This is a genomic window from Rhodovulum visakhapatnamense, from assembly GCF_004365965.1.
Taxonomy (GTDB): Bacteria; Pseudomonadota; Alphaproteobacteria; order Rhodobacterales; family Rhodobacteraceae; genus Rhodovulum; species Rhodovulum visakhapatnamense.
In genome coordinates this window covers 70,742-92,773 of the sequence record NZ_SOEB01000005.1, presented here as the reverse complement: position 1 = coordinate 92,773, position 22,032 = coordinate 70,742, and the positions used below count along the sequence as shown (strand labels likewise).

At 66.2% G+C, this 22,032-nt stretch carries 14 protein-coding genes and 7 pseudogenes; 14 read left to right on the top strand and 7 right to left on the bottom strand.

Annotated elements, in window-relative coordinates; genetic code table 11:
• Positions 1 to 61: 61 nt before the first annotated feature.
• Positions 62 to 548: pseudogene (locus EV657_RS06280) on the bottom strand (integrase core domain-containing protein); the annotation flags it as partial.
• A pseudogene (locus EV657_RS22680) lies at positions 536 to 739 on the bottom strand (hypothetical protein); the annotation flags it as partial. The pseudogenes EV657_RS22680 and EV657_RS06280, both read right to left, overlap by 13 nt.
• Before the next feature lie 15 nt (positions 740 to 754).
• Between EV657_RS22680 and EV657_RS06275 the strand changes: the two are divergent.
• A pseudogene (locus EV657_RS06275) lies at positions 755 to 1,150 on the top strand (IS5 family transposase); the annotation flags it as partial.
• A gap of 218 nt (positions 1,151 to 1,368) precedes the next feature.
• Entirely contained in the window at positions 1,369 to 2,811 is a 1,443-nt protein-coding gene (locus EV657_RS06270) for an ArnT family glycosyltransferase (protein ID WP_113670834.1), read from the top strand.
• 288 nt (positions 2,812 to 3,099) lie between these two features.
• Here EV657_RS06270 and EV657_RS06265 read toward each other — a convergent pair whose 3' ends face one another.
• From EV657_RS06265 to EV657_RS06245, 5 genes are all read right to left on the bottom strand, one after another.
• Complete coding sequence (locus EV657_RS06265; RefSeq protein WP_134077416.1) at positions 3,100 to 4,101, bottom strand: hypothetical protein; 1,002 nt, start codon at positions 4,099 to 4,101, stop codon at positions 3,100 to 3,102.
• A complete protein-coding gene (locus EV657_RS06260) occupies positions 4,098 to 5,867 on the bottom strand; it encodes a hypothetical protein (protein WP_134077415.1) in 1,770 nt (589 codons plus the stop codon). Before EV657_RS06260 ends, EV657_RS06265 begins: the two co-directional genes overlap by 4 nt.
• A 166-nt stretch (positions 5,868 to 6,033) precedes the next feature.
• Positions 6,034 to 7,044, bottom strand: coding sequence for an NAD-dependent epimerase/dehydratase family protein (locus EV657_RS06255; protein WP_134077414.1), 1,011 nt, complete (start codon positions 7,042 to 7,044; stop codon positions 6,034 to 6,036).
• A gap of 183 nt (positions 7,045 to 7,227) precedes the next feature.
• Entirely contained in the window at positions 7,228 to 7,539 is a 312-nt protein-coding gene (locus EV657_RS06250; protein WP_075784967.1) for an H-NS histone family protein, read from the bottom strand.
• A gap of 471 nt (positions 7,540 to 8,010) precedes the next feature.
• Positions 8,011 to 8,622 (bottom strand): helix-turn-helix transcriptional regulator, encoded by a 612-nt coding sequence (locus EV657_RS06245; protein ID WP_075784968.1) that lies wholly within the window; start codon positions 8,620 to 8,622, stop codon positions 8,011 to 8,013.
• A gap of 101 nt (positions 8,623 to 8,723) precedes the next feature.
• Here EV657_RS06245 and EV657_RS06240 point away from each other — a divergent pair, with 101 nt between their 5' ends.
• From EV657_RS06240 to EV657_RS06185, 12 genes and pseudogenes are all read left to right on the top strand, one after another.
• Positions 8,724 to 9,203: an autoinducer binding domain-containing protein gene (locus EV657_RS06240; RefSeq protein ID WP_166673657.1), complete on the top strand. Its 480-nt coding sequence runs from the start codon at positions 8,724 to 8,726 to the stop codon at positions 9,201 to 9,203.
• Positions 9,204 to 9,378: 175 nt separating this feature from the next.
• Positions 9,379 to 10,143, top strand: coding sequence for an enoyl-ACP reductase FabI (fabI, locus tag EV657_RS06235; RefSeq protein ID WP_075784970.1), 765 nt, complete (start codon positions 9,379 to 9,381; stop codon positions 10,141 to 10,143).
• Positions 10,144 to 10,154: 11 nt separating this feature from the next.
• Positions 10,155 to 12,689: a DUF3141 domain-containing protein gene (locus tag EV657_RS06230; protein WP_243628161.1), complete on the top strand. Its 2,535-nt coding sequence runs from the start codon at positions 10,155 to 10,157 to the stop codon at positions 12,687 to 12,689.
• Complete coding sequence (locus tag EV657_RS06225; RefSeq protein WP_075784972.1) at positions 12,686 to 14,095, top strand: bifunctional enoyl-CoA hydratase/phosphate acetyltransferase; 1,410 nt, start codon at positions 12,686 to 12,688, stop codon at positions 14,093 to 14,095. Before EV657_RS06230 ends, EV657_RS06225 begins: the two co-directional genes overlap by 4 nt.
• Positions 14,096 to 14,099: 4 nt before the next feature.
• Positions 14,100 to 15,308, top strand: coding sequence for an acetate/propionate family kinase (locus tag EV657_RS06220; RefSeq protein WP_134077412.1), 1,209 nt, complete (start codon positions 14,100 to 14,102; stop codon positions 15,306 to 15,308).
• A complete protein-coding gene (locus EV657_RS06215) occupies positions 15,305 to 15,958 on the top strand; it encodes a CoA transferase subunit A (RefSeq protein WP_075784974.1) in 654 nt (217 codons plus the stop codon). Before EV657_RS06220 ends, EV657_RS06215 begins: the two co-directional genes overlap by 4 nt.
• The gene (locus tag EV657_RS06210) at positions 15,958 to 16,611 is read left to right on the top strand and encodes a 3-oxoacid CoA-transferase subunit B (RefSeq protein WP_075784975.1); all 654 of its coding nucleotides are present in this window, start codon (positions 15,958 to 15,960) and stop codon (positions 16,609 to 16,611) included. The genes EV657_RS06215 and EV657_RS06210 overlap by 1 nt, the downstream gene beginning before the upstream one ends.
• 190 nt (positions 16,612 to 16,801) lie before the next feature.
• Positions 16,802 to 17,827 (top strand): LacI family DNA-binding transcriptional regulator, encoded by a 1,026-nt coding sequence (locus EV657_RS06205; protein ID WP_134077411.1) that lies wholly within the window; start codon positions 16,802 to 16,804, stop codon positions 17,825 to 17,827.
• Between the two features lie 93 nt (positions 17,828 to 17,920).
• Positions 17,921 to 18,812: pseudogene (locus EV657_RS22135) on the top strand (extracellular solute-binding protein); the annotation flags it as partial.
• Positions 18,809 to 19,750: pseudogene (locus tag EV657_RS06195) on the top strand (ABC transporter ATP-binding protein); the annotation flags it as partial. The pseudogenes EV657_RS22135 and EV657_RS06195, both read left to right, overlap by 4 nt.
• Positions 19,747 to 20,519: pseudogene (locus EV657_RS06190) on the top strand (L-iditol 2-dehydrogenase). The pseudogenes EV657_RS06195 and EV657_RS06190, both read left to right, overlap by 4 nt.
• Positions 20,519 to 21,985: pseudogene (locus EV657_RS06185) on the top strand (mannitol dehydrogenase family protein). Before EV657_RS06190 ends, EV657_RS06185 begins: the two co-directional pseudogenes overlap by 1 nt.
• Positions 21,986 to 22,032 lie beyond the last annotated feature (47 nt).

Below are 22,032 nucleotides of genomic sequence, written 5' to 3'. Positions count from 1 at the left end.
AAAGACGGCACCATAGGTTACAGGGCGCAGATTGTCATCAAGCGCAAGGGCGCAACTGTCTTTAGCTGTCACATCCCGCGTGATTGCAGACGCGCTTCCTGAACATCTCGGGCCTTTGACGTTGCCAGTCCTTGAGGGTGTCGATGGGCGTTCGACCCTTCAGGGCTGATTGTGGAAGCTGGCTGTTGTAGAGGTGGACGTAGCGCAGGATGGTCTGCTCCAGGTCTTCGCCGCTCCGGAAGCGATGGCTCTGCAGGACATCCTCGATCCGGCCGTTGAAGCGCTCGACCCTGCCGTTGGTCTGCGGCCGCATCGGTGGCGCGAGACGATGCTCGATGCCGAGGTCCGCGCTTAGCCGGTCGAACTCGTGCTGTCCGGTGGGGCTGCGCTTGCGCAGGCCGAACAGCCGGTCGGTGAAGGCCTTGCCGTTATCGGTCAGCACGCGGGTGATCTTCATCGGGGCCGCGCGCTCGAGGTCGCGCTGGAACCTCCGCGCGTTGGCCGCGGTCTGTGTCGGGTAGATGCGCGACGGCGACCCACCGCGTTGAAACCGACGTTTCCACTCGTAGAAGCTGGTGGTGTCCATGCCGCGCTGGCGACAGGCTTCGGCGACGTTGCCGAGTTCTTTTGCCAGTTCCAGAACGCTCATGCGGGTTTGCGCGATCTTGGTCTTCGCGTCGCGAGCCTTGGGTTTCGTCGCTTTCGCTGTTCCATCCGTCGCGGGGTCCGCCTTTCCCAAATTAGCATGGAAAGAAGGTTAAGTGGACACATGAATACCAAACGGCATGTCATCTGCGACAGCCAGGGGCGCCCGCTCGACCTGTTCGTCACCACCGGTCAGGTCGGTGACTACATCGGCGCAAGGGCGTTGCTCAACAGCCTCCCAAAAATCGACTGGCTGCTCGGGGATCGCGGCCATGATGCCGATTGGTTCCAAGAAGCTTTGCAAGACAAAGGGATACGCGCTTGCATCCCTGGCCGGAAGCAACGCAAGACCCCGGTCAAATACGATAAGCGCCGATACACGCGCCGCAACCGGATCGAGATCATGGTCGGCAGGCTCAAGGAGTGAAGACGCGTAGCGACCCGCTATGACCGCTGCCCAAAGGTCCTCCTCCCGGCCATCGCTCTCGCGGCAACCGTCAGTTACCGGGGGTGGATCCTGACCCTGGGGCGAATTTTCTCGCTTGTCGCGGATTTCGGCGCATGGCGGAGGGTAATCCCGCAGCGTGGGTGAGACGGCGCCTCTCTCCACTGCGGAATGGACTTTTCCGCCATCACCCGGCATGACCCGTTGCGGGCAGCCTACCCGTCCTTGTCCGTACTCCCATCGCCCGATCCGTTCCTGGCCGAAGAGAAGAGGATTTCATGAACTCCTGGCTCCGCGATCCGCAGAAGCTTGGCCTGATCCTGATCTCGGGTCTGGCACTTTTCTACCTCACGCAACTGCCGGTCGGCCAGCTCTACCGCTTTGACGAATTTCTCACCCTCGACCGGACGAGCGGTTTTCTGCGCTTCGGAGACTGGACGACCGTCTATTCCTCGAACCTTCCGAATTTCCAGAAGCCGCCTTTGCAATACTGGATGGGCGCGGTCTTTCTGGGCGCGGGGGTCGACGAAACCGTCGCGATCCGGATCCCGTCCTGGATCTTTTCGGTCGTCTGTCTGATCGCGACGGCCTCTCTGGCGCGCAGCATCGCGCCCGCGCATCCCCATGCCGCGCCCGCCGCCGTGATCCTGCTGGCCAGTTCGACCGAGTTCTGGTCCCATGCCATGTCCGGCATGCTCGAGACCGGGTCGGCCGCCTTCGTCACGCTCGCCCTGCTTTTTGCCTGGCGCGCTGTGCAGAGCCCGTCGAACTGGTGGTGGGCCGCGGTGGCGGTCGGTCTTGGTGCCTTGCAGAAATCGCCCGGCGCCCTTGCCGCCGTGGCCGTCTTCGTCGCCGGGGCGGCGCTGGCCGCGCGGCTTCTGGGCGTGGCCTTGCCCGGCCTGAGGTCCCGGATCCTTCCGGCCGCGGGTCTTCTGGCACTGTGCCTCGCGGCCGCCTGGCCGCTCTTGCAGATCCTGTTGCACGGCCCTGCGGCCATTCGATCGGCCGTCGACAACGAACTGATCGGCCGGTTTTCCCCCGATGCCGCCTCCGGGATGCGCGGTCTCGGGGATGTCTGGGGGATCGTGATCCGCGACGAACCTTTCCTGAGGCTCGGTGCCATCGCCGGGCTTTTCGTCCTGCCCTGGCTCTTGCGCGACCCGCGGCTTTTTGGCTTCACGGCCGTGGTGGTGGGATATGTCGCCAGCATCGTCCTGGCCGGTGGCCCGGTCTATCCGCGCTATACCCTGAACCTCGTGCCGCTGTTCTGCGCAGTCGTGGCGGTCTGGATCTTCCAGTCGCAGGCCACTTTGCGCCGGAAATGGATCGTCACCGGGATCATGTCGCTGCTGCTGCTGGGGCCGCTGAAACCCGCCATCCTGCTGTCCGGGCAATCGTCCCGTGACCAGGCCGCGCAATCGACCGTACTGCCGACCGTGGGCGCGCAGTTGCAGGACGACGAGACACTGGTCGCCTGCGGCTGGGACAGAAAGACCCGTTTCTCGCCAGGGGCCGTGTCATTCTATGCTTCGAACGGACGCCCGTTCGTTTATCTCGCTCACAAGGACGACCTTGGGCCCAGGCTGCGCGCCCTGACAGGTCGGCCGATCCGGGGCATTTGTTCGTCCTCGTCCTTTGCGGAGCTGAACGAGATCTTTGGCGCGGCCCAAGTCGTCGAGCGCCTTGCCCCCGACTACGTGATGTTCGTGCTGCGGCCCTGATGCGTCGCGGGAGCGCCGGTGCCACCAGCGCCGGTGCCTCTCGCTTCGGCACACTGGAAAATCCGCAGGTCTGCAGGCGTCTCCGGCACGGTTCGCGGGGAGGCCGACCGGCGCGACCGGAGTGTCGGGCGCACCAAGACCCTTGCGGCAAGATCCCGAAGTCAGGGGGCACAGGCTTCTGTCCGCGCATGAGAGGGGGGGATCGCACCCGGGCATCATGCTGATCTCATGTGCCGTCCGCCCGTGCCGCGCGGTTGGCGGCCCAAGCGCCGCCGGCGCCGGGGGCGATCAGTCCAGTGTCTTGCAGCAGCGGAAGCCGAGGTGGTAATTCTCGTGGCTTGCCGGGCTCATCACCCGCGCGCCGTGCCAGAAGGGCGCGCGCCAGCGGCACCAGTCGGGATGGGCGCGATACTTGTCCCAGATGAACCAGGACCCTTTCATCTCTGTCACACCAAGCCGCGTGCTGCCCGAGCTGGCCATCTGGTCGGGGGCGAGCGGCAGGTTCATGTGTTCGGCGGCGTTGCCGTTGATGTCATAGACCTTCAGCGGGCTGGTGCAGCTCTTGAAGCTTCCGGTCGGGTAGGTGTTGGACCCGCAATTGCCGAACCCGCCGCCGGGGCAGGTCGGGCTTTTCACGCTGTCCTGCGCACAGACCCCGGTACGGAAGGCAGGGCCATAGCTCCAGCTGGCGGAGCTTTGGTATTTGGCGTTATGCGCGGCGCGCATCCGGTTGACGGCCCCCGAGTCCGACTGGCCGCGCGCCAGGTCGAAGCGGTAGTCCGGCGGCTCCAGCGCGCCGGCGCAGGCGCCTTCCCATTCATGCGCGTCGCACAGTCGCTTGCCCTCGGCGGCGCAGATTTCGGCGGCTTCCTTGGCCTTCACCCAGACCACCGGATAGCTGCAGGGAATATCGGGATATTCGAACTGGTCGATGCAGGCCTTCGCGTCCTCGGGCCGTTCGGTCCGCGGATCGTAAAGCGGAGCCATGTATTTGGCGCCGCAGATCCGTTCGAACCGCTTGTCGGCATAGGCGGCCAGCGCATTGCCGCCGGCGCGGGCGTTGCACTCTTCGCGGGTCATGGCGTGGCGGGTGATCGCCGGATTGCCCTGCCCCAGAACCCGCGAGCGTGCGAAGATTTGCTGGATCCTCTCGATCGCGGCGCCGTCGACGCCGCGCACCGATTGCAGTTCGCGAAAGAGCTGGGCGTTCGACTCGGCCAGGCTTTGCGCGGTGCCGGGCGTTGCGGCAAGGGCGAGCCAGATCGTGAGAAGGCCCAGAATGCGGGTCATGGCAACGGCTCCTTGCGCATCAGATAAAAGAAGTCGCGGTTGTCCGGGAAGCCGATGAAGCGCGGAATGACATGGCCGTCGCGGCTTTTCTCGTCGATCCGGCTCATGCCGGCGACCAGATGGCGCGCGTCGATGCCGCCACCTTTTTCCGGCGTGTAAAGCGCCATATAGGTGTGTTCGATGGCATTCATGTCCAGCAGCATGGCATAATCGCAGCCATAGGCCTGGAAGGTGCGGGCCATGGCCGAGGGCGTCGCGGTCGAGAACCAGCCATAGATCAGGAACTGGCGGCCTGCGGCGGTCTTCATGCAGGCTCCGGCGCGAAGAGTCCGGAGATCGGCATTGGCCGAGCCCGACCAGTTGCCCGCCCCCCATTGCCGGACCAGCGGGCCGACCATGCCGTTTCCGGTCGCGGGGTCGCGTTCGATGATCGGCACGCCATTCTGCCGGGCAAAGCGGATCTGCGGCAGCAGCGCATCGTCGGCCTCGGCCCAGGTCTTCATGCGAACGGTGCCGTCATCCAGCACGTAAAGCGTCGAAAGCCCGGGCTGCAGCGTGCTGAGCACCGTTCCGTGCACGATAAAGCCGTAATGGTGGCCGTTGTTGAACCCGGCCATCGGCCCGAACCGGAAGGCGCCATGGTCGCGCTTGAACCCACCCGTAAAGGTGGCCGCGATCCGGCGGGCCTCTTCGGGATTGACCATGCCCATCGTTGCCAGCGGGCGCGCGGTGTTGAACCCGTCCGGGCCGGGCAGGTTCCAGCTTTGGCCCCCACGCGAGGGGCGCGAGGACCATTCGAGCCGGGGATGTTCGGTTCCGGTTTCGTAGCCGATGTCGAAATTCGTCATGTCGAAGGCCACGAGATAGACATCGGCCCGCGACTCGACCCCGTCGAGCGCGTTGGTCTCGCCCCGGTGCCCGAGGATTTCGGGGCTGATCATGCGCGGCTGCATGGCAGAGGCATAGATGCCGGGGGCGCCGCGCACGGCATACCAGGCGCCCATCTCCATGCGTTCGGGGCTGGCGCCGACAAGATCGAAGGTCATGGTCGTATACATGACCGGAAAATCGCGCAGGTCGGCCCGGCCGAGCAGGCGGTTCACCTCGCCCGGATCGGCGCCGGTCAAAACCTCGCCGCTGGCGAGATAGCGGTCCTTGTAAAGCGTATCCTTGACGAAGCCGACGAGGGATTCCCCGAACCAGACATTGTCGCGCAGGAATTCGGCCGTCCGTTCAAGATTGGTGCGCGCGCCCGACACCGGGTTGCGCAGGTAAAGATGGCTGTCGCAGATCGGCGCAAATGGCAGGCCCGAGGCGCGCGCGTCGGACAGTTCGGGCGTCGCCACCGTCCAGGGGCGGCACTTGTACCGGGTCTGGCTCTCGGTCAGCAGGATCGCCGGAACCGGATCGTCGCTGAGCGCGACATCGCGGGTCAGCGGGTCTGGATTTTCGAGGTGATAAGCCTCGCTCCGCTGGCCGGGGCGGTCGATTTCCAGCAGGAACCAGCCGTTGGCATTAGGATTGAGCGAGGTCAGCCGAACCCGGGTGCCATCGCGCGACAGCGCGGATTGCGAGGCGCGAAGCCCCTGCAGATCGACCACCGATTTCGCGCGTGGGGCATGGGCGTCGGCATTCTGGATCGCCAGCCGGACGGCGCCTGGATGCGGAATGGTCTGGCCCGAGACTGCAGACGGGGAAACAGCCACCAAGGCCGCGCAGGCAAGGGCGCGGAACGTCTGGGCAGCAATCTGAAAATACGCGGTCATGATGTCGTCTTAGGCAACCGCTCTAAACAAATAGTATTCGCGAAACGGGATTGTCGCCAAGCAGGAAACCCTTCCTCCTGTCACGTAACCACGCAGGCCGTCGCCCGGCAAGGGGCAACGGCGGGGACGGTGCCGCTTTCCGTTGTTTTCCTGCGGATTGCGTCCCTCAGGAGGCGTCGTTTGCCCGAAACCAGGCAACGAACCGGGCGACGCCCTCGGGCATGGGGGTTTGCGGGCGATACCCGGTCAGGCGTTGCAGCAGCGAGGCATCGGCCCAGGTGGCCGGAACGTCCCCCGGCTGCATGTCCATGTAGTTGCGGATCGCAGGCGTTCCGAGCTCCGATTCGAGCGCGTCGATAAAGTCGAGCAGCCGCACCTTTTCGGAATTGCCGATATTGACCACCCGGAACGGGGCGACCGGGCTCAGGCTGTCGCCTTCGGGCACGCAGCCATCGGCGGGCCGTTCGGGGACGGCATCCATCAACAGGCGGATGCCGCGCACCAGGTCGGTGACATAGGTGAAATCCCGATACATGTCGCCGTGATTGTAGATGTCGATGGGCTCGCCCCGGACGATGCGGCTGGCGAATTTGATCGGCGCCATGTCGGGGCGACCCCAGGGCCCGTAGACCGTGAAGAAGCGGAACATCGTGGTCGGCAGATCGTGCAGATGCGCATAGGCATGGCCCATCGCCTCGGTCGCCTTCTTCGTGGCTGCATAGATCGTCAGCGGCAGGTCGGCCTTCTGGGTTTCCGCGAAGGGCATCTGGGTATTGGCGCCATAGACCGACGAGGTGGAGGCCATCATCAGATGGCGGACCGACTGGCGCCGGGCGGCTTCCATCACATTGAAGGTGCCGACGAGGTTCGAATCGATATAGGCACGCGGGTTGTCGAGGCTGTAGCGGACGCCGGCCTGGGCCGCGAGATGGACGATGATGTCGGGGCGAAAGCCGTCGACGGCCTTTGACAGCGCCTCGTCATCCTCGAGCATCGCCTCGGTCATCGCGAAACCTTCGCGGCCGTCGAGTTGCGCCAGGCGGCGGCGCTTGAGCGACACGTCGTAATAGTCGGTCATGCCGTCATAGCCATGGACGGTCATGCCCTCTGACAGCAGAAGATCGGCGAGGTGGAACCCGATGAATCCGGCCGTGCCGGTGATGAAGACGCGGGTCATGCGAGCCCTTCCCGGTGCAAGGATTGTGCCGCCTGTCTAGAGCGCTGCACGGGCAAGGAAAAGGGGGGGCGGGTTTTGTCTTGCCCGCCAGGGGTCGTCCCGCCGGACCGGTTCCCGGGAGGCGCAGATCAGGAACGTCCCGGGGTGGCGCCTCCCCTGTGGCGCCCGGCCCCGGGAGAGGGGTCAGGCGATGGCGAAATCCTCGAGGCTTGCGCCGTTCGACAAAGCCTCTTCCAGCCAGCGCGGACGGCGTCCGCGACCGCTCCAGGTTTCGGCGGGATTTTCGGGATTGCGGTATTTCGCCGTGGGTTTCACCCGGCGCGCCTTCTTGCCCAGGATATCGTCCAGAGAGAAACCCATTTCCTTGGCGGTTGCCTCAAGAACTGCGCGGGCTTTTGCCTTCTCGCGTTCGTGAAAAGAAGAGATCGCGGTATCGACGTCCTTGCGGAGTTCCTTGAGCTCCTTCAGCGTCAGGGTTTCTAGGTCTTTTGGCATCTCGGTTTTCCTTCGATCGAGTGGGGATCGACTGTTAGTCGTCTGCAATGGCGGGACTTTGTACCGAGAAATTGTCTTTGCCAAGAGCGAAATGGCGGCCGGAGCGCATTTTAAGCGGCGCCATGCTTTCGGCGTCTTTAAAAGCGGGCTTTCGTGCACGGGCGTCTATTAATAAATTGATTGCGGCGATACATATACTAATTGAACATGCGAAGTTCCACCATGCGGAACCGGCTCGCTCAGCAAGAATTGAATTGACCTCCGCATTCCTGCCCGTCGTTGGGCGAAATTCAGTAAAGCGGGCCGCAATACGAACGCGCCCGGTGCGCCGCAGATGCAAATCTGCAAGCCTCTGGGGGTGAACCGGGCTTGCCAGGCGCCGGGCACCGCGTCCTGTGGCGCGCCTCGGCCCGGAAAGGTCGGGGCGCCGGAAGATTGCGAAATTCGGAACAATGCGGCGTGCCGCAGGCGTCAGATCACGCCGCGGCAGCGCGCCAGAGATGTCGCCTGCGAGGTGGTGGCGGCGCCGAGCTTGCGCTTGGCATTGGCCAGCCGCGCCTTCACCGCGCTCATCGAGATGTCGAGCTCGGCCGAGATCTCCTTCAGGCGCAGGCCATCGGCCTGGAGCCGAAGTGCCTCGGTTTCGGCGCGGGTCAGGGGCCGTTCTCCGGAGTCGGCCGCGTGCAGGCGCGTGACGATGCCCAGAAGTTCGGCCATTTCCGTCGAGCCAAAGGCGCGATTCGACCGGGCGAAGGTGCCATAGCTGCGCCGTCCCGAGTCGCCCGGCCGCATCACCGAGACCACGGCCCCAAAGCGCAGTCCGAAGGCGGCCGCCTGCCCGAAGACGTCGGCAGGATCGTCATGGGCCAGCGATGCCCAGGACACGACGCCGGTGCGCGCATAGACCCAGCGAAAAACGGGGTCCTGCACGATAAGTCCGCTGCGCGCATAGTGATCCGTCCAGTCTCCGGGCAGGCGGTTGATTTCCTGTGCGGGATAGGCGAACCCGAGCCGCAGCCCGACATAGAACCCTGCAGGGGCAAGCGTGGCGAGGCGGTCGGTCAGTTTCTTGCGAAGATCCATCGGCTATACATCTGGTCGGGAAGGGCTTGAACTATGCGGCGCTTTGGTAGCAGGAGCGGCACCGGATTTCCATGGGCGTTTGCGGGGCGCGGCGGATGTCAATGAACAGGGTAAACAAGGTCGCCGAACTGCTGGAAGCGCTGCGGCAAGGCTGCGATACCGGTTTCGTGGTGGCGCTGCATATCCGCTTTACCCGGCCGCTGGTAATGTACCGGACCTATCCGCAGGCGTGGTGCGATCACTACGACCTGAACGGGCTGGTGGTCAGCGACCCGTCGGTCCGCTGGGGGTTCTGCACTACCGGCGCCATCCACTGGGACGATCCCGCGCTTGACGACCCGGTCGGCGTGTTCGCCGCCGCGCGGTCCTTTGGCGTGGCCAATGGCGTGACGGTCTCGGTCGGCCCCGCGACCTCGCGCAGCCTGGCCGGGCTCTCGCGCGCGTCGGGGCGGTTCGGCGCGGCCGAGGTGCAGCATATGGTCCGTCTGGTCGAGACCCTGCATCTGGTGCTGGACGGGATCGAGGGCGAGGACGGCCCCGAGCTTCGGGCGCTCCGCGCGCTCGGCGGTTCCGCCGCCTGAAAGCGCCCGGCTCGCGAAGGCCGCAGTGCGGCCCGCGCCTTTTCCGCCCCCTGCCACAGCTTTGTCATCGTCGCCGCTTACGCTGCAGGTGCAAAGAGATCCGAAGCGCGCTATGCTGCAGGTGCAAAGACGCTGCAGATGCAAGGGCAGGGCCGCAGCGGTTTAGGGAGCACGCATGTTTTCACTGGAAGGCCAGACGGCACTGATCGTCGGGATCGCGAACGACAAGTCCATCGCCTGGGGCTGCGCCCGTGCGCTGCGCGCCCAGGGAGCCCGGATCGCGGTCACCTATCTTAACGAGAAGGCAGAACCTTTCGTCCGGCCGCTGGCCGAGGAGATCGGCGCCGAGATTTTCCTGCCGCTCGATGTGCGCAACGAGGCCGAGATGGATGCCGTCTTCGCCGAGATCGGGGCGCGCTGGGGGCGGCTCGACACGGTGGTGCATTCGATTGCCTTCTGCCCGCGCGATGACCTGCACGGCCGCGTCGTCGACTGTTCGGCCGAAGGCTTTTCGCTGGCGATGGACATTTCGGTACACTCTTTCCTTAGAATGATTCGGAGAGCGGAGGCGCTGATGCCCGCCGGGGGCACCTGCATGACCGTGTCCTTTGCCGGAGCGACGCGCGTGGTCGAACACTATAACGTCATGGGGCCGGTCAAGGCCGCGCTGGAATCGACGGTGCGCTATGCCGCCGCCGAACTGGGGCCGAAGGGGATCTCTGTGCATGCGCTCTCGCCCGGGCCGCTGGCGACGCGCGCGGCCTCTGGGATCGCGGAATTCGACGAACTGCTCGATGCGGCGGCCGAGCGGGCGCCGACCCATCACCTGGCCACGATCGAGGATGTCGGAGCCTATTGCGCGTTTCTCGCCAGCCGCGAGGCGTCCAACGTGACGGGGGGCGTTCACGCCATCGACGGCGGCTATTCGATCATCGGCTGAAGGAGACGACCATGAACATGCATGTGGAACGCAGTTCCTCCGACGACGCCGCAGAGATGATGCACGCCCTGATCGGGGGCTCGGGAGCGATGGCGCAGGACCGGCTGGCGCTGATGACGGCTGTGGCCAGCGCCGCGCTGGAAAACGCCGATCTGATGCGCGAGGTGGCCGGGCGGCACGGCAACCGCATGCTCGACACCCATTCGACCCGGGCGCGCGATCTGCTGGCGCAGATGCGTCGGCTGATGGATGCGGCGCGAAGCTCGGGGACCGACCTGACGCCCGCGAGCCTCGCCGCCTCTTATCGCGACTATCTGCGCGATGCCGGCGAACGCTGGGTGCTGACCATGGATACGCTGCGCGAGCGCGGCGACATCTTTCGCGAGCACGAGGCGGCGGGCTGCCCGCCGGTGCTGATCTACGATTACGAGGTGGTGATCGACGGAGCCGACCTGCCGCATCCCTGCAATTATCAGCTGTTGCGGATCCTGCCGCGCGACGGGATCGAGGTGTGGGACGACAAGCGGCCCTATATCATCATCGACCCGCGCGCGGGCCATGGCGGCGGCATCGGCGGGTTCAAGCCCGACAGCCAGGTCGGTGTGGCGCTGAAAGAGGGCCATCCGGTCTATTTCGTGGCCTTCGGGCGCGATCCGAAGCCGGGCCAGACGATCGCCGATGTCTGCCGGGCCGAGGCGGAATTCGTGCGCGAGGTGACGCGGCTTCATCCCGAGGCCGCCAAGCCCGTGGTCATGGGCAACTGTCAGGGCGGCTGGGCGACGCTTCTGCTGGCGGCGACCAATCCCGACCTGACCGGGCCGATCGTGCTGAACGGCACCCCGGTCGCGACCTGGTCGGGCGAGGTCGGTCGGCACCCGATGCGCTATAATGGCGGCATCCTCGGCGGCACCGTGCAGCCGATGCTGTGGTCCGATCTGGGGGGCGGCCGCTTCGACGGCGCCAACCTTGTGACGAATTTCGAGCTGTTGAACCCCAGCCGCAACTATTTCCGCAAGTATTACGATATCTTCCGCGATATCGACCAACCCGGCGCGCGCCAGCGCTTTCTGGAATTCGAACGCTGGTGGGGCGGCTTCTTCACGCTGAACGAGCCCGAGATCCGCTGGGTCGTCGAACAGCTTTTTGTCGGCAACCGGCTGACCAAGAACACCGCGATGCTGGAACCCGGCCGGCCGGTCGACCTCAAGATGATCCAGGCGCCGATCATCGTCTTCACCAGCCATGGCGACAACATCACGCCGCCGCAGCAGGCGCTGAACTGGATCCTCGACGGCTATGCCGGGGTCGACGAGATCCGCATCCGTGGCCAGCGCATCGTCTATATGGTGCATGAAGAGGTCGGGCATCTGGGGATCTTCGTGTCCTCGAAGATCGCCAAGAAGGAACATACCGAGGTGTCCTCGACGCTGAAGACCATCGAGGCGCTGGCGCCCGGTCTTTACGAAATGAGGATCGACGCCGCCGAAGGCCGGGGTCAGAACCGCAAGTTCCTGGTCAGCTTCGCCGAACGGACCTTCGCGGATCTGGAAAAGATCTCGGGCGGGCGCGACGAAGAGGCGGCCTTTGCCGCGGTCTCGCGGATGAGTCACATCCAGTCCGAAGCCTATGACGCGATGGTCCGCCCGATCGTCCGGGCCTCGGTCAACGCGCAGGCGGCCGAGGCCACGCGTCGGATGCATCCGCTGCGGCTGCAGCGGGCGATGATGTCGTCGATGAACCCCTGGATCGCGCCGATCTCGACCGCGGCCGAGAAGGTGCGCGACGACCGCAACCCGGCGGCCATCGACAATCCCTTCCTCTGGGCCGAACGCTTTGCCGCCGATCTGACCGAACAATGGATCGATTTCGGCCGCGACATGCGCGACGCCTGGTACGAGATGAGCTTCTTCGCGCTCTGGAACACGCCCTGGGCGCGGGCCTTCGGTGCCCCCGAGGCGCTGCGGCGCACCCGCAAGTCGACGGCCGAGCTGCGCGCCCTGCCGATCGTGCAGACGGTGCTGTCGCATGTCGATCAGGGCGGCTTCGTCGAGGCGGTGATCCGCATGCTGATCCTGCTGGCCGAAAGCCGCGGGTCGGTGCGGCGCGACCGGCTGGAACGCTCGGCCCGGGTGCTGAACCGCGACGAGCCCTTCGCCTCGCTGACGGCCGAGTGCCGGGCGCGCATCCTGCACGAACAGACGCTGATCGCGACCTACGATCCCGAGGGCGCCATCGAAACCCTGCCCAAGCTGCTGCGCGATCCCGAGGAACGCGAGCTGGCGGTGCGCGTCGTGCAATATGTGCCGGGACCCATCGACGAGATGGCGCCGCACACGCTGGAAATGCTGCAACGGTTCCGGTCTGTGCTGGGCCTGAAGCCGCTGACCGCCGATGTCATCGACGACCCGCTGGCGCCTCCGGGCGCAGATGCCCCCCGGGCCACCCGCGATGCGGTCGAACATCCCGGACCCGAAGACAGCGTCAGCGAAACCCCGAAGCCTTCGGGCCGGGCAAAGGCGGGTGCAGAAGGAAAGACGGCCGAATGAAGATTACGGAAAACCGCACCTATGACGAGATTTCGGTGGGTGACAGCGCCGAGATCGTCCGGATCTGCACGGAAGACGACTTCTATGTCTTCGCCAGCGCCTCTGGCAACTACAACCCGATGCATCTGGGGCGGGTCGATGGCGACGGCGACGGGGCGACCGAGGCGGTCGCGCCCGCGATGTGGGAGGCCTCGCTGATCTCGGCGGTGCTGGGCAACCTCCTGCCCGGTCCGGGAACGCTTTACCAGAGCCAGAGCCTGATCTTTCATGAACGCGCTCATGCCGGGGACGAGCTTCTGACCCGGGTGAGGGTGGTCGAGAAGCGCCCGCCGAACCGGATCGTTCTGGAAACCCGGGTCGAACGCTGTTCGGACGGGGCGCTGGTGCTGGACGGCGAGGCCGAGGTCAAGGCGCCGCCTAAGAAGCTTGTGTTCAACGATCTGGAGATTCCCGGTCTGGTGATCGAGCGCCACCGGCATTTCGACGCGCTGATCGCGCAGGCCGAACCGCTGGCGCCGCTGCCGACGGCGGTGGTCTGCCCCGAAGAGGCGCGCTCGCTGGGCGGGGCGCTTCTGGGGGCGCGACACACGATCATCGCGCCGATCCTGATCGGCGATCCCGCGAAGATCGCGGCGGCCGCGGCCGAGATCGGCGCCTCGCTGGCCGGGATCGAGATCGTCGAGGCGACGGATCACGACCGCGCCGCGCATCTTGCGGTCGATCTGGTGGCGGGCGGCCGGGCCGCGGCGCTGATGAAGGGGCATCTGCATACCGACGTGCTGCTGAAGGCCGCGCTGCGCAAAGAGAACGGTCTGCGCGCCGGGCGGCGCTTCACCCATGTTTTCGTGATGGACGTGCCGGGGGTGCCGCATCCGCTGCTGGTGACCGACGCCGCGATCAACATCGCGCCCGATCTGCGCACCAAGGTCGACATCGTACAGAACGCCATCGACTTGGCCATTTCCATCGGGATCGAGGTGCCGAAGGTCGGCGTGCTGTCCGCAGTCGAGACGGTGAACCCCGACATTCCCTCGTCGCTCGATGCGGCGCTTCTGTCGAAGATGGCCGAGCGCGGCCAGATCAAGGGCGGCATGGTCGACGGGCCGCTGGCGATGGACAACGCGGTCGATCTGGCGGCCGCGCGCACCAAGGGCATCACCTCGCAGGTGGCGGGGCGGGCCGAGGTGCTGGTGGTGCCGAACCTCGATGCGGGCAACATGCTGGCCAAGCAACTGGCCTATATCAGTCACGCCGAGGGCGCGGGCGTGGTGATGGGGGCGACCGTGCCGATCATCCTCAATTCGCGGTCGGACGACGACAAGGCGCGGCTGGCCTCCTGTGCCGTGGCGACGCTGCACAATGCCCGGCTGCACGGGCTGATGCCGGCCCGGCGGGCAGCGGAGTAGACCCATGTCGCATGTTCTGACCCTGAATGCGGGGTCCTCCTCGCTGAAATTCGGCTTTTTCCGTCTGAACGGCACGGTCGAGGACCCCGACCCGCGCATCGTCGGCTCGATCGAGCGGATCGGAGCGGGCGAGCGCGCCCATATCAAGGCCAAGCGGCAGGACGGGTTCGTGCTGATCGACCAGGAATTCGGCCGCAACCATGTGCCCGATCACGACACGGCCCTGGCCCGGGCGGTCGAGTTCCTGAAGGAACAACGCCCTCAGGCCAAGCTTGACGCCGTCGGTCACCGGGTGGTGCATGGCGGGCCCGACTATGACGAGCCGGTCGAGCTGACCCAGGCGGTGATGGACCGCCTTGCCCAGTTCGAGCCGCTGGCGCCGCTGCACCAGCCGCACAATCTGGCGGGCGCGCGCGCGGCGCTGAAGCTGTTCCCCGAGGCGGTGCAACTGGCCTGCTTCGACACCGCCTTCCACCGCAACCACCCCTGGGTCAACGATACTTTCGCGATCCCGCGCAAATATTACGACCAGGGCGTGCGGCGCTACGGGTTCCACGGGCTCAGTTATCAGTACATCTCGGAAACGCTGCACCAGATCGCGCCGCATCTGCATATGGGCCGGACCGTGGTCGCGCATCTGGGCAACGGCGCCTCGATGTGCGGGCTGATGGGGGGGCGCTCGATCGCCTCGACCATGGGCTTCTCGGCGCTCGACGGGCTGCCGATGGGCACCCGTTGCGGCCAGCTCGATCCGGGCGTGCTGCTTTACATGCTGATGAACGAGGGCATGACCCCGGCCGAGATCGAGGACGAGCTGTACCGCAAGTCGGGGCTTCTGGGCCTGTCGGGCCTGTCGAACGACATGCGCACGCTGGAAGCCGCAGGCACCGAAGAGGCGCGCCAGGCCATCGACTATTTTGTCTTCCGCATCCGCCGCGAACTGGGAGGGCTGGTTGCGGCGCTGGGCGGGATCAGCACCATGGTGTTCTGCGGCGGCATCGGCGAGAACTCGGCCCTGATCCGCGAAAAGGTCTGTGCGGGCATGGGCTGGATCGGGATGGAACTGGACGAGACCCGCAACATGCGGGGCGAACGGATCATCTCGACCGATTTCAGCCGGGTGCGCATTCTGATCATTCCCACCGACGAGGAAATCGTCATCGCCCGCGCGGCCCGCGACATGCTGGCCCGGCGCGCGGAGGCCGCGGCATGAAGCGCGCGCTGAAACCGGCCGAGGCCGCCGAGATGATCCCCGAGGGCGCGGTGCTGCTGATCGGCGGCTTCATGGGGGTGGGCTCGCCGCACCGGCTGATCGACGCGCTGGTCGAACGTGGGGTAGGCGGGTTCACCGTGATCGCCAACGACACAGCGCGGCCGGGCAAGGACATCGGCAAGCTGATCGATGCCCGGCTGGTGGCGAAGTGCATCGTCAGCCATATCGGCCTGAACCCCGAAACCCAGCGCCAGATGATCGCGGGCGATCTCGAGGTCGAGCTGGTGCCGCAGGGCACGCTGGTCGAACGCATCCGCGCGGGCGGCGTCGGGCTTGGCGGCGTGCTGACCGCCACGGGGCTTGGCACCGTCGTCGCCGAGGGCAAGCCGACGGTCGAGGTCGACGGCAAGACCTATCTGCTGGAAAAGCCGATCCGGGGCGATTTCGCGCTGATCGGGGCGCGGCAATGCGATTACGTCGGCAATCTCGAATACACGCTGACCGCGCATAATTTCAATCCGGTGATGGCGATGGCCGCCGACACGGTGATCGCCGAGCCGCATCACATCATGCCCGTGGGGATGATCCCGCCCGATGCGGTCAAGACGCCCGGGGTGCTGGTCGACCATATTCTGGAAAGGTTGATCTGATGGACGCCAAGGAAGTGATCGCCCGCCGCGTGGCGCAGGAGGTGCGCGAGGGGATGCTGGTCAATCTGGGGATCGGCCTGCCCTCTATGGTGGCGAATTTCGTGCCCGACGACATGCGTGTTTTCTTTCAGGCCGAGAACGGGGTGATCGGGTTGGGCCAGCGGCCGCCGGACGGGATGGAGGACCGCGACCTCACAGATGCGGGCGGCGGTTTCGTGACCGCGGTGCCGGGGGCCGCCTCGATCGACAGTGCGATGAGCTTCGGGCTGATCCGGGGCGGGCATCTGGACATGACCGTGCTGGGCGGGCTGCAGGTGGACGAAAAGGGCCATCTGGCCAACTGGATGGTTCCGGGCAAGATGGTGCCGGGCATGGGCGGCGCGATGGATCTGGTCACCGGCGCCCGCCGGGTGATCGTGGCGATGGTCCATGCCGCCAAGGGCGATCCGAAGATCGTGCCCGAATGCACCCTGCCGCTGACCGCGCTGCGCCGGGTCAGCCTGATCGTGACCGAAATGGCGGTGATCGAGCCCACCGACGAGGGTCTTGTCCTGCGCGAGCGGGGGCCGGGCGTTGCGGTCGAGGATATCGTTGCGGCAACTGCGGCCCGGCTGATCGTGCCCGATGAGGTGCCGGAAATGGTCCTGGCCTGACCGGCCGGATCCTGCTTTGACAGACCGGATCGGCGAGTCCCCGTAAAGGGGGGGCGGGCGACAGATAGGCGCTGTGGGGTCTGTCGGTGCTGCCAGAATGGGCCTGTACCTTTCCGCGCGGCAAGAAAAACCGATCTGGGAAGACAGCGGCCGGGGGCGTCGCGCGGGTCCGTTCCGGCTGCGGGGCCCGATGAGCGACGGAAAGATCAGGAACATGGAGGAATTCGCGGCGGCCAGCGGACTGTCGCGGCCCACCGTCTCGAAGTTTTTTCATGACCCGGCCAGCGTGCGCCCCCCGACCCGGGTGCGGATCGAGGGCGCGCTGGAAAAGGATGACTATCGCCCGAACATCTTCGCGATGAACCAGAACCGCAAGCTGACCAAGAATCTCGGTATCGTGGTGCCCTGTCTGGCCGATCCCTTCTTCGCCGAGATCGCGCGCGATCTTGAACAGCGCTGCATTGCTGCCGGATACCGGCCGGCGCTGTACGGTGCCCATGATGATCCGGCGCTGGAAAACGACATCCTCGACAGCCTGCGGGCGCTGAAGCCGGCGGGCGTCCTGCTGGCGCCGCTGGGCCGGGTCTCGAACCTGCGCGCGATCGAGAAATTCTGTGCCGATGTCCCGACGGTGCTGTTCGACAGCATGGTCGATGTGGCGGGTCTGACCTTCGTCGGGTCGGACAACCCGCAATTCGCGACGCTGATCGTCAACTACCTGTGCCGCACCGGCGAGCCGCCCTGCCTTTTCGAGATGAAGACCCCCTCGAACCCCAATGCCTGCAAGCGGCGGCTGGGCTACCTCCAGGCGATCGAGCGGCTCGGCCAGACGCCCCATGTCATCCGGGTCAAGGGCGAGGGCTGGAACTTCGAGGAAATCGGGCGGCACGGCGGGGCGCGGGCGCTGGCCGAGGGGCGGGTCCGGACCGATACCGTTCTTTGCAGCAACGACCGGCTGGCCATCGGGTTTCTGACCGCCTGCTACGAGGCGGGGCTGAGGGTCGGGCATGGCGACGGCTGCGCGCTGCGCGTTGCGGGGCAGGACGATCATCCGTTCTTGCGCCATGCCTGCCCGCCGCTGACCACCGTAGCGCAGGATTGCGAGGCGATTTCCAGGCTGGCGGTCGAAACGCTGTTTCGCGGGATCGCAAGCGATGCGTCGGCCGGGCAGGCGACGCTTTTCGAGGGACGGCTGGTCATGCGGGACTCGGCCTGAGATCCCAAAACCAGTCGCGCGTAAAAAAACCTGCGCAGCGGCAGTGCCGCCTGTAGCGTTATTGCGTCACATCCAGATTCAGGGAGGAGACGGATGTACGCGAAACACGCATTTCGTGCGGGGATGGCCTGTTACCTGACGGCAGCGGGCATCGCGCAGGCGGATGTCATCACGATCGCCACCGTCAATAACGGCGACATGATCCGCATGCAGGGGCTCACCGGCGACTTCGCCGAAAAGACCGGCCATCAGATCGAATGGATGACGCTTGAGGAAAACGTGCTGCGCCAGCGGGTGACGACCGACATCTCCGCAAAGGGCGGCCAGTTCGACATCATGACCATCGGCATGTACGAAACCCCGATCTGGGGGCGCGAATGGCTGGCTGGTACCGCTGGACGACCTGCCGGCCGCCTGTGATGCCGACGACATCCTGCCCGCGATGCGCGACGGGCTTTCGCACGACGGCACACTTTATGCGCCCTTCTACGGCGAAAGCTTGATGATCATGTACCGCACCGCCCTGTTCGAGCAGGCCGGACTGACGATGCCCGAGGCGCCGCCCTGGGATTTCGTGGCCGAGGCCGCGCTGCAGCCGACCGACAAGGACAACGAGGTCTACGGCATCTGCCTGCGCGGCAAGGCGGGCTGGGGCGAGAACGTGGCCCTTCTGACGGCGACAGGCAATTCCTTCGGCGCCCGCAGGTTCGACGAGGACTGGAAGGCGCAGTTCGACAGCGGCGCCTGGAAGGAGACGCTGAGCTTTTATCTGGACCTGATGAACGAGGCCGGGCCTCCGGGTGCGTCGAATAACGGCTTCAACGAGAACCTGTCGCTGTTCAAGCGGGGCAAATGCGCGATGTGGGTCGACGCGACCGTCGCGGCCTCTTTCGTGACGAACCCTGCGGAGTCGACCGTGGCCGATCATGTGGACTTTGCGCTTGCGCCCGGCGAGGGCAAGGGCAAGCGCGGCAACTGGGTCTGGACCTGACCATCGAGGATGGCGAGTTCACGGTCTTCGTCGGGCCTTCGGGCTGGGGCAAGTCCACATTGCTGCGCCTGATCGCGGGGCTCGAGGATGTCAGCAGCGGCCAGATCCGCATCGACAGCAAGGACGCGACCGACGTGCCGCCCGCCAGGCGCGGCCTTGCCATGGTGTTCCAGTCCTATGCGCTTTACCCGCATATGAGCGTGCGCGAGAAAATCGCCTTTCCGCTGCGCATGGCGAAGATGAACCGGGCCGAGATCGAGCGGCGGGTCGAGGCTGCGGCCTCGGTGCTGAACCTCACCCATTTTCTCGACCGCCGTCCGGGGCAACTGTCGGGCGGTCAGCGCCAGCGCGTCGCCATCGGCCGGGCCATCGTGCGCGAACCGGCGGCGTTTTTCTTCGACGCACCGTTATCCGATCTCGATGCGGCGCTGCGGGTCGGCAAGCGCCTTGAGATCAGCGACTTGCACGAGAGGCTGACCACGACGAAGGTTTACGTGACTCATGATCAGGTCGATGCGATGACCAAGGCCGACAGGATCGTGGTGCTGCGCGCGGGTCATATCGAACAGGTGGGCAGACCGCTCGAACTGTACCGCACGCCGCGGAACCTCTTCGTCGCGGGCTTCATCGGCGCGCCGCGGATGAATTTCATCGAGGGCGAGGCGGCTCGCCGGGTCGGGGCCCGGACGCTGGGCGTCCGTCCCGAACATATCGCTGTTTCCACATCCGGGGGCGAGTGGTCGGGCGCGGTCGGCGTGTCGGAGCATCTGGGCTCGGACACCATGTTCGATGTCCATGGCACCGGGCTGGCGGAAACCTTTACCGTGCGCGCCGATGGCGAGGGCGGCTTCAACCATGGTGACCGTATCCACATGACGCCCCGGCCCGATGCGATGCACCGCTTCGACGCGGCGGGGCTTCGGACCGGATGAGGCGGCTTGAGCGAAAGACCGCGCTGATCACCGTCGCCGGGCGGGGCATCGGGTCGGCCTTCGCCCGTGCCTGTCTGCGCGAGGACGCGCGTCGCGCTGGCCGATCTCGACATCGGTCGAGCCCGCGCCGCCGCCGCCCAACTAAGCGAGGGCGCCATCGCCGTGGGGATGGACGTGACCCGGCAGGACAGCATCGAGGCGGGCGTCGCCAAAACCGCGGCCGCGCTGGGCCGGATCGACATCCTGATCAACAACGCAAGCCCTCTTCACCGCCGCCCCCATCGCCGAGATCTCGCGCGGGGATTACGCCCGGGCCTTTGCAGTCAATGTGGCGGGCACGCTCTTCACCCTGCAGGCGGTCGCGCGCCACATGATCGAGGCGGGGATCAGGGGCCGGATCATCGACATGGCCAGTCAGGCCGGACGGCGCGGCGAACCGCTGGTCGCGGTCTATTGCGCCAGCAAGGCCGCTGTCATCAGCCTGACCCAGTCGGCCGGGCTGAACCTGATCCGGCATGGCATCAACGTGAACGCGATCGCCTCCGGTGTGGTCGATGGCGAACATTGGGACGGGGTCGACGCCGTCTTCGCGCGCCACGAGGGCAAGGCGCCCGGCCAGAAGAAGGCCGAGGTCGGCGCGGCGGTGCCTTACGGGCGCATGGGCCGGGCCGAGGAACTGACCGGAATGGCAGTGTCTCTGGCCTTCAGCGAGGCCGGCTACATCGTCGCCCAGACCCGTAATGTCGATGGCGGGAACTGGATGGGCTGATGGCCGACGCTCCCGGCGAAACGTCCCCGATCCGGCTGAGCGTGCGCTCCCTCTCCGATCTGCGCGAGGCGATCGCCCGGCCGCGCTATGACCGCGCCCGGCTGCGCCCTGGCATCGTGCAGATCGGCCTTGGCAATTTCCACCGGGCGCATCAGGCCTGGTATCTGCACCGGCTGATGCAGCAAGGGCTGGCCCTCGACTGGGCGATCCTCGGGGCGGGGTGCGCCCGCAGGATGCGGACATGCGCGACCGGCTATTGGCGCAGGACTGTCTGACGACCTTGATAGATCTCGATCCGAACGGCGTCTTGGCCGAGGTGACGGGCGCGATGATCTATTTCCTGCCGGTCGAGGAGGACCATGGGGCTCTCATCCGTGCCATGTCCGACGCCGCGATCCGCATCGTCTCGCTGACCGTGACCGAGGGCGGCTATTACTCCGATGCGGGCGGCAGGCTCGATCCCGCCCATCCCGACCGTCCCGCGACGGCTTTCGGCGCGATGGTGGCGGCGCTCCGCGTGCGCCGCGCGGCGGGGCAGGGGCCCTTCACCGGGCAATGCTGCGACAACCTGCAGAACAATGGCGCGATGCTGCGCCAGACCGTCGTCGGGCTTGCCCGGCCGTCGGACCCGGATCTTGCGGACTGGATCGACCGAAAGATCAGCATTTCCCAATGCGATGGTCGATTGCCTAGTGCCCGCGACCGGCCCGCGCGAACTGGACCTGGTCTGCTCGCGCGGCATCGGGAATCGCACCCCGGTCAGGCATGAGAATTTCCGCCAATGGGTGATCGAGGACAGCTTCCGCGCCGGGCGGCCGCCTTGGGAAGAGGCGGGGGCCACGCTGACCGACGACGTGCATGCCTATGAGCGGACGAAGATCCGCATCCTGAATGCGGGCCATCGGGTGCTGGCCAATGCGGGCGAATTGCTGAGCCTGCCGACCATCGCCGCCTGCATGCAGGACCCCGACCTGTCGGGCTTCTTTCGCAAGGTCGAAAGCGAGGAAATCGTGGCCCATGTCGCGCCGGTCCCCGGCAGGACCCCGGCCGCCTGTCTCGACCTCATCGCGCGGCGCTTCGGCAATGCCGCGATCCACGACACCACCCGGCGCGTCGCCTTCGACGGGTCTTCGCGGCATCCGGGTTTCGTGCTGCCGGTGTTGCGCGAACGGCTGGCGGCGGGTCGCTCGGTGCAGGGGCTTGCCCTGACCGAGGCGCTCTGGACCCGGATGTGCGCGGGAACCCGCGAGGATGACAGCGCCATCGGGCCCAACGACCCCCACTGGCCGTCCCTGTCCGAGGCCGCGCTGGCCGCGCGGCAGGACCCGGCCGTCTGGCTGGCTCAGGCCCGGATCTACGGGGGCCTCGCCCGAGCCCCGGCCTTTTCGGACTGGCTGCGCCGCCTCTGGGCCGAGGGAACCCGTGCCACCCTGACGGCCTATCTGGGGCAGGCGGCGGCGGCCTGATCGTCGCGGCGAAGGGACCGAAGCCTGTCCTCGTGCGGCCGGGCGCG

Coding starts and splice junctions, on each gene's coding strand:
- EV657_RS06250 (WP_075784967.1), bottom strand. CDS start 7,539: ATGCCAAAAGACCTAGAAACCCTGACGCTGAAGGAGCTCAAGGAACTC.
- EV657_RS06220 (WP_134077412.1), top strand. CDS start 14,100: ATGTCGCATGTTCTGACCCTGAATGCGGGGTCCTCCTCGCTGAAATTC.
- EV657_RS06210 (WP_075784975.1), top strand. CDS start 15,958: ATGGACGCCAAGGAAGTGATCGCCCGCCGCGTGGCGCAGGAGGTGCGC.
- EV657_RS06265 (WP_134077416.1), bottom strand. CDS start 4,101: ATGACCCGCATTCTGGGCCTTCTCACGATCTGGCTCGCCCTTGCCGCA.
- EV657_RS06245 (WP_075784968.1), bottom strand. CDS start 8,622: ATGGATCTTCGCAAGAAACTGACCGACCGCCTCGCCACGCTTGCCCCT.
- EV657_RS06225 (WP_075784972.1), top strand. CDS start 12,686: ATGAAGATTACGGAAAACCGCACCTATGACGAGATTTCGGTGGGTGAC.
- EV657_RS06260 (WP_134077415.1), bottom strand. CDS start 5,867: ATGACCGCGTATTTTCAGATTGCTGCCCAGACGTTCCGCGCCCTTGCC.
- EV657_RS06230 (WP_243628161.1), top strand. CDS start 10,155: ATGAACATGCATGTGGAACGCAGTTCCTCCGACGACGCCGCAGAGATG.
- EV657_RS06255 (WP_134077414.1), bottom strand. CDS start 7,044: ATGACCCGCGTCTTCATCACCGGCACGGCCGGATTCATCGGGTTCCAC.
- fabI (WP_075784970.1), top strand. CDS start 9,379: ATGTTTTCACTGGAAGGCCAGACGGCACTGATCGTCGGGATCGCGAAC.
- EV657_RS06240 (WP_166673657.1), top strand. CDS start 8,724: ATGAACAGGGTAAACAAGGTCGCCGAACTGCTGGAAGCGCTGCGGCAA.
- EV657_RS06205 (WP_134077411.1), top strand. CDS start 16,802: ATGAGCGACGGAAAGATCAGGAACATGGAGGAATTCGCGGCGGCCAGC.
- EV657_RS06270 (WP_113670834.1), top strand. CDS start 1,369: ATGAACTCCTGGCTCCGCGATCCGCAGAAGCTTGGCCTGATCCTGATC.
- EV657_RS06215 (WP_075784974.1), top strand. CDS start 15,305: ATGAAGCGCGCGCTGAAACCGGCCGAGGCCGCCGAGATGATCCCCGAG.